General features: G+C 62.7%; 9 protein-coding genes. 4 read left to right on the top strand and 5 right to left on the bottom strand.

From position 1 onward, the window contains the following. Positions 1 to 276: 276 nt before the first annotated feature. The 3 genes from D2K64_RS22080 to D2K64_RS22070 all read right to left on the bottom strand — a co-directional run bounded on the left by D2K64_RS22080 (position 277) and on the right by D2K64_RS22070 (position 2,372). Positions 277 to 699 carry a DoxX family protein gene (locus D2K64_RS22080; RefSeq protein ID WP_202910794.1) on the bottom strand — a complete coding sequence of 141 codons (423 nt, stop codon included), beginning with the start codon at positions 697 to 699 and terminating at the stop codon, positions 277 to 279. 50 nt (positions 700 to 749) lie between these two features. Then, complete coding sequence (gene wrbA / locus D2K64_RS22075; protein ID WP_120010544.1) at positions 750 to 1,349, bottom strand: NAD(P)H:quinone oxidoreductase; 600 nt, start codon at positions 1,347 to 1,349, stop codon at positions 750 to 752. A 123-nt stretch (positions 1,350 to 1,472) separates the two neighbouring features. After that, entirely contained in the window at positions 1,473 to 2,372 is a 900-nt protein-coding gene (locus D2K64_RS22070) for a LysR family transcriptional regulator (protein WP_120010543.1), read from the bottom strand. On the opposite strand from D2K64_RS22070, the gene D2K64_RS22065 reads away from it, so the two are divergent. Genes D2K64_RS22065 through D2K64_RS22055 form a run of 3 tightly spaced genes read left to right on the top strand, consistent with a single transcriptional unit; the run spans position 2,371 to position 4,482 of the window. After that, positions 2,371 to 3,402 (top strand): pirin family protein, encoded by a 1,032-nt coding sequence (locus tag D2K64_RS22065; protein WP_238384369.1) that lies wholly within the window; start codon positions 2,371 to 2,373, stop codon positions 3,400 to 3,402. The two genes, D2K64_RS22070 and D2K64_RS22065, sit on opposite strands and share 2 nt — an antisense overlap. Positions 3,403 to 3,452: 50 nt before the next feature. Further along, positions 3,453 to 4,049, top strand: coding sequence for an NADPH-dependent F420 reductase (locus D2K64_RS22060; protein WP_202910793.1), 597 nt, complete (start codon positions 3,453 to 3,455; stop codon positions 4,047 to 4,049). 7 nt (positions 4,050 to 4,056) lie between these two features. Further along, positions 4,057 to 4,482 carry a nuclear transport factor 2 family protein gene (locus tag D2K64_RS22055; protein WP_202910792.1) on the top strand — a complete coding sequence of 142 codons (426 nt, stop codon included), beginning with the start codon at positions 4,057 to 4,059 and terminating at the stop codon, positions 4,480 to 4,482. Between the two features lie 229 nt (positions 4,483 to 4,711). On the opposite strand, the gene D2K64_RS22050 is transcribed toward D2K64_RS22055, so the two are convergent. Further along, on the bottom strand, positions 4,712 to 5,347 hold the full coding sequence (locus D2K64_RS22050) for a 2-hydroxychromene-2-carboxylate isomerase (RefSeq protein WP_157986033.1): 636 nt from the start codon (positions 5,345 to 5,347) through the stop codon (positions 4,712 to 4,714). An 858-nt stretch (positions 5,348 to 6,205) separates the two neighbouring features. Then, positions 6,206 to 7,303 (bottom strand): DUF3616 domain-containing protein, encoded by a 1,098-nt coding sequence (locus D2K64_RS22045; RefSeq protein ID WP_120010536.1) that lies wholly within the window; start codon positions 7,301 to 7,303, stop codon positions 6,206 to 6,208. A gap of 833 nt (positions 7,304 to 8,136) precedes the next feature. On the opposite strand from D2K64_RS22045, the gene D2K64_RS22040 reads away from it, so the two are divergent. Beyond that, positions 8,137 to 9,192 (top strand): cyclase family protein, encoded by a 1,056-nt coding sequence (locus D2K64_RS22040; RefSeq protein WP_157986032.1) that lies wholly within the window; start codon positions 8,137 to 8,139, stop codon positions 9,190 to 9,192. Positions 9,193 to 9,626: the final 434 nt, after the last annotated feature.

Raw genomic sequence — 9,626 nt, 5'->3', positions numbered from 1 at the left:
CATGGCAGCACCTCCGGCCGCCATGGAAGCACAGCAGGATCAAAGCGCAAGGAGCTTGTTAATAGGCCCTGAGCCTAAGTCCCGTTGACCGGAACCCATACATAGCACCGCAGCTTCGAGCCGGTCAGGGGCGTTGGTCTCTCCACGCTGCAGCGATAGGTTCCGTTTACAGGGACATGGTATAAGCGCTACAGCCTAACCGACGCTCGCATCTGATAACTCCCGAATGACTGGTGGCGCCTGCCATGCTGCGGAAGCTATTGGTATGTGCTTCAGTCAGCCGACGAAGGAGGGCTTCGCAGTCTCCGCAGTCCGGCGGAGCCACGCATCCAGGCTGACTGCGCCGCCTCCAAGAACGGCGACATGCAAGAGGCCGCCGCTGATGGCAAAGTTCTTTAGAAAGTGGATCATCTGATTCTGGTCGAAGTCCGCGTGGAAGAACAGCGCCGTTGCCAGCGTAAAGCCGGTGAGCGCCAGTGCCACCAATCTGGTCTGCAATCCCAGCAGCAACAGCAGACCACCGCCCAACTCGGCTATCATGGCCAGCAGGTACGCCAGATCCGGGAACGGCAGGCCAGCGGAGGCGATGTAGGCTTTGGTGGCGGCAGGCGCGCCGATCTTGCTAGAGCCCGCCATCAGAAAGAGAGCGGCGAGCATCAGGCGGCCCAGGATAGGGGCCGCGCGGTCCAGGTGCATCATGGAACAAAATCCTTCAGGGCGGTGAGAGAAGCTGGAGGCGCGAAGCGCGCTCAACCGAACTGCTTGATGGCGATCGCGGCAACGTGGCGGCCCTGGAAGTGGGCACCCTCCAACTCATTCGCCGAGGGCTGCCGGGATCCATCACCGCCAGCAATGGTGCTGGCGCCGTAAGGGCTGCCACCGGTCACTTCATCCAGCGCCATTTGTCCGGCAAAGCTGTAGGGCAGGCCCACCACCATCATGCCAAAATGGAGCAGGTTGGTGATGATCGAGAACAGCGTAGTTTCCTGCCCGCCATGCTGCGTGGCGGTCGAGGTGAAGGCGGCGCCCACCTTGCCGTTCAGCGCACCGCGGGCCCAGAGGCCACCGGTCTGGTCAAGAAACGCTGCCATCTGAGAGGGCATGCGACCGTAGCGCGTGCCGGCCCCGATGATGATGGCGTCGTACTGCTCAAGCTCGGCAACAGTGGCGATCGGCGCTTGCTGCTCCAGCTTGAAGTGTGCTTTGCGGGCGATCTCCTCCGGAACCGTTTCCGGCACGCGGCGGATGGCGACCTCCGCGCCGGCTTCCCGTGCGCCAGCCGCGACAGCCTCGGCCATCTGCTCGATGTGACCATATGCCGAGTGATAAAGAACCAGAACCTTGGCCATAACAACCTCCTGCTTGAACGGCACCAGCGCGGCGCCTCGTCTCTGTCAGCAGGATGACCTCGGCTTTCTTCTCGAAACAGCCGAATAAGGTCGAACAAGAAGTTCGAGAAATCTGGCAAGCTCTCAGGCTTCCATCCGTTTCCTCAAGCGCTGGATCAGCCAGGACGCGGCAGGACCCGGCGGGCTATCGGTGCGATAGATGGCCGAGAAGCGGTAGGAGCCACCTGGAAATTCTGGCAGGCTCAAGTGGACCAGCCGTCCACGCTCCAGATCCTCCTGCACCATGGGCTCCGGCATGTTGCCCCAGCCGATGCCCGCCAGTAGCAGCGCGTGCTTGGCGCCGATATCAGCCAAACGCCAGGTACGGACCCCCACCACCGAGAAGTCCTGCCCTTCGGTCAGCGTCGAGCGGTCGGTCAGAACCAGCTGCACATGGTCGCGGGCGGCGCCGGGCTGGCCGGAAGTAGAAGCCACCAGAGGATGGCTTGGTGCAGCCACGGGGATCATCTCGACATCCCCCACGGCAATCCGCTCGATCCCTTGTGTCACCATGTCCAATGGACCGCTGACGCCGATCGTGGCAGCCCGGTTCAGCACCAACTGGGTCACGGCGCCGAGTGCCTCCATGTGCAGCCGCAGGGTGACGGTGGGGAACTCTGCCTGGAAGGCTTGCAGCGCATCCACGACCCGTGGCGTCGGCAGCAATACGTCCACCGCCAAGTGAACTTCCGCTTCCAACCCCGTGAGCAATCCCCTGACCTTGGCGCGCAGCCCATCGATGCCATGCGCCACGGTGCGGGCCTCGGCCAGAACCGTCCGCCCTGCCTCGGTGAGCGTCGGCCTTCGGGTGGCCTCCCGATCGAACAGAGGCAAGCCGAGTTGCGCTTCCAGATTGGCCACGGAGTAGCTGATCACGGACGTGGCACGGCCCAGCCGCCGCGCCGCACCGGCGAAGCTTCCCACCTCCACCACCGTCAGGAATACCCGCAACTGGTCCAATGTGGGTGTGCCAGGCTCCATCATGCCGACTTTCTCGAACAGTTTAGCCTATCTAATCTGGATTTTCAGAAAACTCCAGAAAGCTCAGAAACCTCCCAGCAGCAGGGCACAGGCCCGTGTTCTCGGCAGGAGACAGTATCCGATGACCATCCTCGCTTCCCCCGCTGACGACCTCATGCAGGTGGTCCTGCCCTCGGTGCGCGATCTCGGCGACGGGTTCCAGGTACGCCGCGCTCTGCCCTCGGCGCAGCGCCGCAGCGTCGGACCCTTTATCTTTTTTGACAGCTTCGGCCCGGTAGCCTTCCGCGCCGGTGATGGCTTGGACACGCGCCCGCATCCGCATATTGGCCTCGCTACCCTGACCTATCTGATCCAGGGGGAGATCCTGCACCGGGACAGCGAAGGCTATGTGCAGGCGATCCGGCCGGGCGAGGTCAACCTGATGACCGCCGGCCGCGGCATCGTCCATTCCGAACGCACCGCGCCGGCGGCCCGCGCCGCGGGTGGCACGGTGTTTGGCTTCCAGAGCTGGCTCGCCTTGCCTGTGGTGCAGGAGGAAACCGACCCCGGCTTCCAACACGTCGCCGCGACCGACCTGCCGCAGCTGGACGGCGACGACGCCACCCTGCGGCTGATCGCCGGCAGCCTGCACGGGCAGCGCGCTCCGACGCGCAGTTTCTCTGACCTGTTCAATGCCGAATTGGTCCTGCGCGGTGGTGCACGCTTTCAGGTCACCGCCGAGCACGTGGAGCGCGCCGTCTATGTTGTGGAAGGTGCGATCAGCATCGAAGGTCAGGAGGGCACGTTCGGCAAGGACCGCCTGGTGGTCTTCAAGCCGGACGCCGAAATCGTGCTGCGCGCGGTGGGAGCCACCCGGCTGATGCTGCTGGGCGGCGAGCCCTTGCCCGAGAAGCGGCACATCTTCTGGAATTTCGTTTCCAGCCGCCGCGAGCGCGTCGAGCAGGCCGCGCGTGACTGGCAGGATGGCCGCTTCCCCATCGTGCCCGGTGATCTCGAGTTCATTCCGCTCCCTGCGGGCCGCCGCACCGCGTGAGCCTGCCCACTCCCAGCATCCCCTAACCCCCATCATCAGGATCCTAGATCATGACCATCGCCATCATCGGCTCCGGCGCCATCGGCCGCGCCCTCGCCACCCGCTTCGCCGTCCGCGGCATCGAGGTACAGCTCGCGAATTCACGCGGTCCGGAGTCATTGGCTCCTCTAGCCGCCGAGCTGGGCGCCTCGATTCACCCTGCTGCCCTTGCCGAGGCCCTGAAGGCCGAGGTGGTGATCCTCGCAGTGCCCTTCGACGCGGTGTCGAGCGTAGTGCACGATGCGGCAGCCTGGGAGGGCCGGGTCGTGGTGGATGCCACCAACGCCATCGATTTCCCCGCCTTCACGCCGCGGGACCTCGGCGGCCGCTCCTCCAGCAGCATCATCGCCGAGATGGTACCCGGCGCACAGCTGGTCAAAGCCTTCAACACGCTGCCAGCCGCTCTGTTGGCCGAGGAGCCTGCACAGGCCGGCGGACGACGCGTGCTGTTCCTGTCAGGCGACGACGCGGCGGCCAACACCCTTGTCAGCAAGCTGATCGAGCGGCTGGGCTTTGCCCCGATCACCCTGGGAACACTGTCCGCTGGCGGTCTGCTGCAGCAATTCGGCAGCGCCTTGATGGTGCACAACCTGATCCGGCAAGGATGAAGGCGAAATGGAACGCAGTGTCATGACCGCCGCTACAGACCTGCTGCATCGGCATCTCGAGACCCTGGTAGCCTACCCCGCGTCGTGGGAGGCGTTGATCGCTGATGAGGTCCTGTGGGAACTCCCCTACGCCCCTTCCATCGGCCATCCAGGGCAGTTGGAAGGACGCGAGGCGGTGCTGCGCCATGCCGCGTGGTTTCGCAATGCGGTAGCGAACTTCCGGTTCCTCGATCTCCGCCTCCAGGCGCTCGCCGATCCCGAAGCTGCACTGGCTGAAGTGCGAGCCGAGGCGATCATCAAATCCACTGGCCGCCTGTACCAGCAGGACTATGTGGTGCTGCTACGGTCCCGAGGGGGGCAGATCATCGGGCTGCGCGAATACTTCAACCCGATCCGTGCAGCACAGGCAATGGAAGCGGACGTCCGCGCCTGATCGGCGCCTGCTGCCCGATCAGAATACAGCCGGGAGCGCGAAGCCACGCGAGGGAGTGGATCACCTGTTTCGGGCGGGCGATCCTTCCCGGCTCCGTCTCGTCAGCGGTTGGCCGCTGGCTTTGTTCCCATTCCTCGATACGGACAGGATAATGCGGATGGAGAACACATCCCTGCCCGCCCCCGCAGCGCTCGGGGCACGGTCACGCAGTCACGAGCGGCAGAGAACGTCACCTGGGTTCCGCATCAGCCCCTGCGGCGGACCTCACCCCCTTCGCCAGACGGCGCTCCAGGAACTCCAGCCGGTCCTGTCCCCAGAAGATGTCCTCGCCGATGACGTAACTCGGTGCGCCGAAAACACCCCGTGCGAGCGCGGCATGCGTGTCAAGGGCTCGCTGCTCCGCCCATCGCTCTTGTGCAGCCAGCGCCAGCAAGGACGTGGCGTCAAGGCCCACTTTACTAATGAGCGTTGCCAGGACTTCCTGGTCGCCAGTGTCGCGCTCCTCCTCCCAGAGGGCTTTCAGCACGCCATGCGCCAGGGCGACGGCCGGACCATCTCCAATGGTCTCGCGCGCGGCAATGACGCACCGGGCGGCCAGTCCCTCATCGGCCGGAAAGAAACGAGGCTGAAGGTGGATGGAGATGCCCAGGTGGTCCCGCCATCGACTCAGCTCCTGCATGCGGTAGGCTTGACGCTGGGGCGATCTCTTGGATAGCGGCAGCCCGCCCGAGGCGGAGAAGATGGTGCTGAACTCCACGGGGTAGATGCTCAGCGTGGCGTCGTGGCGTGCCACCATCGCTTCCAGCCGTGCGGCGCCCAGGTGGGTCCAGGGCGAGTTCAGCGAGACGAAGTAGTCAATGTGCAAGCCCACAGTCGTTCCTCCTTACTCGGGCCGCGCAGCGGTCTTGCCGCTGCGCCAGACAGCGCCCACAGGCTCGCCATGAGCGCGCCTGCTCTCTCCAGGCGGTCGGTAGACCCGGTCGCTGGCATCAGTCAAACCACTCACACGAAGATGGGGCATGCCTTTGGCACTTGGAGATCTTGGAGTGGAACCGCCCACCAGTCTTGGGAGGCGCCTTGGATCAGACTTGAGGTGATCGAGGCTGAGCTGCGCGGCAAACGGGTTGCGCGACGGATTTCGTCATCCGTGCCACTGGATTGGTGAACGCGCCGACCTCTGCGGGTGGCGTCCGAGCTAAAGCAAAGTGAAGTGCGCTATACGCCCGAACCTCCCTGCCCTCTATGTCCTCAAACACGATAAACCGCGCTTCTCGAAGGCAACCAAGCTGAGGGTGTGATGCGAGATCCGCGGCTTCTATATCCGCGACTGTCCAGCGTCAGGGCCAATGAAACAACTGAGGCAGGTTGAGAAGCGGGAGATTTCCGGTTCATCGTAACCGCCAAGCAGTGAAGATGAGCCAGAAATCCTCTGCACCTGTCGCCAGGAGGCGTGCTGTTGCGGCCAAGCCGGGTACCCAGCAGGTAGTCCGCGGCATTCGCCGTGGGCCCTTGCCACCACGACAGCCAGTCGGCATGCGTCGGGCTCAGTCGTGAGCATCGTCCGCAACAGGCATTGTTGGGCGACAATGCCTTATGGGTGAGGCCGCCTCAACACTTACCGGGGTGCAGTTAACAGGCATCTAGGGCGCCACGGAATGTAGCCCGTGGCGGCTTCCTATCTTGCCTCAGATAAGGCTCCTCTCGTGCATTACTAAGCCGGCAGTTAGCTTGCACTTAGGTGGAGAACGTCGGCCTGCACTGTCCGGCTGCCGGTATCGAGGCGCTCAGGTCCTGGTGCGTCGTACACCACCAGAAGTGCTCCAGCGCCGCCGTCAGGCCAGTGCTCAAGCCCTTCCGGATGGTTGGCCTCGCGGCGATAGGGAAGATCCTTCAGGAGCGTCAGGCGGCTCGTTGGCACCATTCCTTCTTTCTCATCGCCGAGCGCGTCGCGCCAGCGCAGCACATGCGCCGTTCCCTGCAGTGCCATGGTTGGTCCGACCAGCAACAACAGATCCACACCATCGCGACGTAGGTCGCGGATGCCCAGCCCTCCGGTATCCAGCAAATGCTTGCGGTAGCGCTGACCCCCCGGTCCGATCTGGCGCGGCTTGAGTTGCCCAGGCTTTGTTTCCTTGAGCGACAGCTCGAGAACCACCGCGTGGCCAGCCACCACAGGACCGCGAAGGCCAAGCCAGACGCGCTCACCCTGGATGGCGATACCTTCGATGTCGAGGCCGTTCTCCTTAGCCGGCACCTTCAGGAACGGGGCAAGATGTGGGTCCTTTCGTAGCCACCGCACTAGGCCGCCCTCACGGTCCATGCTCAGACAGGCAGCATGTCGATCATCGATTTCGGACCGGAGAGTGAAGACGCCCCCCGCCTGTTCCTGCATTGGCACCCGCCCTAAGAAGAAGCGGTTGGCCTCGCGCTCCACCTCAGCCATCCGCGCGAGGGCCTCGACGCCTTCACCATCCTCGCCTTTCGGTTTCTTTCTCTTCAACGCGTGTGATCCGACGATCCAGAGGTATCCATCGACCGCCGCGAGTCCCTCGATGTCCATCTCCTCCTCAGGTCCTCCGGGAAGCTCGAAGAAATCACTCAGACTGATGTGCTGGTGATCACCGTAGCGGTCAACATCCTGCCGGGTCAGCCGCTCGAGCCCTGCCGCCTCGTCGCAGGCCAGGAACAGACAATTCCCCGCTCGTGCAATGGCGGAGAGATCCTTGGCCACTGGATTACCAAGATGACGAAGCGCCTGCAGGTCCGAAAAGGTGAGGTGGACATGACTAGCTCCGTTGCTGGACTGCTGAGGCTTGGCCATGTCTGCGGTCCCGGTGCATTGAATACCCAGATTGCACCACGGCTCAGCATTTTGCACTGTTGCATCTGCTAACGACGCTCGACACAGCAAAAGCCGCAGGGGCTCCGTGCCACTTGCGAGCAGCACTGAACGGAAGGGTTTCGGCGCCACTGCCGCTGTGCAGCAACACTAGGCTCATGTTCCGTCAACCCTGCTTCACTTCAGGCTTGATAAAGTAAATTCCTACACGGTAAGGCCCATAAACTTGCTCCGCTCTCCAGCAGATAGGCTCGGAACAGCATCTGTCTGATTGGGTGTCTTAACAGCCGGGGAAGCGTCTGGGAGAGCCAGGGGCCCGGCCGCCGCTGACGGAGCGGTAGAGGATCTCGAGTGGGTACTCGAAGAGGCACATACGTATCCATGGAGAGGCTGGGGCGGGAGCGCCGCCCGAAGATAGCCCCACGCCCGAGGTCAGCCCAACCGCAGACGGGCCGCGCGCCTCAGGCCGAACTTGCCGTTTGCGCTTGGACCATTAAAGCGGACCTTCGTCTGGATAAATCGCTTCCGCCACCTCGCCATCTGTACGGACGCAGGCTCGACATCACTAGGCCCTTACTGCACTCGCTTGCTTCGCCATCCGCCTCAACGCACTTCAGGAGAGGTTTTGAACAGTCCAGTCAGCTAGCCCCCCACTCTCCCAAAGCATTCGACGACGGACAACCTTGCCTGTCATCGTCGTTGAACACATCACTCGGTGCGGCCACGCAGAAGTCTAGCTTGCCCAGATAGCTTATATTCCGTTGAATGATCTGGGGCTGAAACAACTGCCTCGAAAGCACTCGGGAGAAATGACCATGAAGCAGATCGGGCGTCTACTTGTCGCAGTTGGGCTCAGCATGGCTGTCGGTGTGGTGACGAATTCTGCCCTCGCGCAGGATGCGGGCATGAAGAGATGGACGCAGGGAAAAGGCTGGGGCTGGGTCTGGGGGCAGGAGGACGAGGTTGGCGCCCTGAACGAGATGACTGACGCCTCAAGGCTCGCGGCGCTGCGGCTGGCGACCCAGGGAAAGACCTATGACCTCGGACTGCCTTATGCCCGGGACTCCTATCGCTGGGCGGGCCACAACCCGGGCGAAATCATCTCCTTCCGCACGCCAGAGGGCGTCGCACGGCAGCGTGACCTTCCCTTCACCACACCAGAGCAGGGCAACACGGGCCACACTCGTTGGCACAGCAGCGCCATGTTTATCAGTGACAACGTGGCTACGCAGATCGATGGGCTGGCACATATCACTCATGGCGAGGACAACCATTGGTATAATGGCTTCAAGTCTGACCAATGGACCGGTGACTTCGGTGTTCGCAAGGCCGATGTCACCACCATTCCACCCATTGTCGCCCGAGGAGTGATGATCGATGTGGCGCGCCAGAAGGGATTGGATGCACTACCTTCCAACTACGAGATCACGGTCGCCGATCTCGAAGCAGCCCTCCAGGCGCAGAACATGGACATCACGCCGGGTACAGTGGCACTAATCCGTACCGGAACGGCGCGTTTCTGGGGCGAGAGCGGCGGCGATCACGCCAAGATCGGCGAGTACGACACCGCCGGGATCGGCTTGGCTGCGGCCCGCTGGCTGGTGGAGCAGAAAGGCGCAATCATGGTCGCTTCCGACACATCTGGCCTCGAATGCCTGCCACCGCGGCCTGCGGATTCTCAGGCGGTGGGTGGTAGCTTCAACCCAGTACACGTTTATCTGCTCGTGCAGCAGGGCGTGCACATCGGAGAGTTCCATAATCTCGAAGGCCTCAGCGCGGACCGGGTGTATGAGTTTGCCTACGTTGCTACCACAAACGCGATTCGCGGTACCGTGGCAGGCACCGCGCTCCGGCCGCTCGCATTGCGTTGACTCAGAGTAGATCGACCGCAGGCTTGATCCAGCAGTAGTGCTATTGGAAGCGTGCAAGGACGGCAGGCAGGCCGTCACCTATCAGATGACGACGACTGGCATGTCACTCATTTTAAGACGAAAGTGTTCCGTCCCAGTCAGAACTCCAGGTCCCCAATCGATTGAGAGGAGTTTGTTGCAACGCTTTGCTTCAGGTAACCGTAGCGTACCAGAAGTTTAGAGCTCATTCGTAAATGCAGAAAGGCCACGCTGTTTCCTGCCGGAAATAGCGTGGCCTCTGAAAGCTAGTAGCAGCTTAGAAGCCGGATGGTCAGGTCGGCTTCACTAGAGCATTTTCCACCTACTCCGGCTCATATCCGGCGGCGGTGAAGTAGTTGGCGCATTCTGCTGAGGTGAAGGCATCGAGGAGTTTGCCGATGGTGGCCCAGAGCCCG

Source organism: Teichococcus vastitatis, assembly GCF_003604215.1.
GTDB classification, from domain to species: domain Bacteria; phylum Pseudomonadota; class Alphaproteobacteria; order Acetobacterales; family Acetobacteraceae; genus Pseudoroseomonas; species Pseudoroseomonas vastitatis.
The sequence above is the reverse complement of the archived record's forward strand: the minus strand, read 5'-3'. Positions and strand labels throughout refer to the sequence as shown.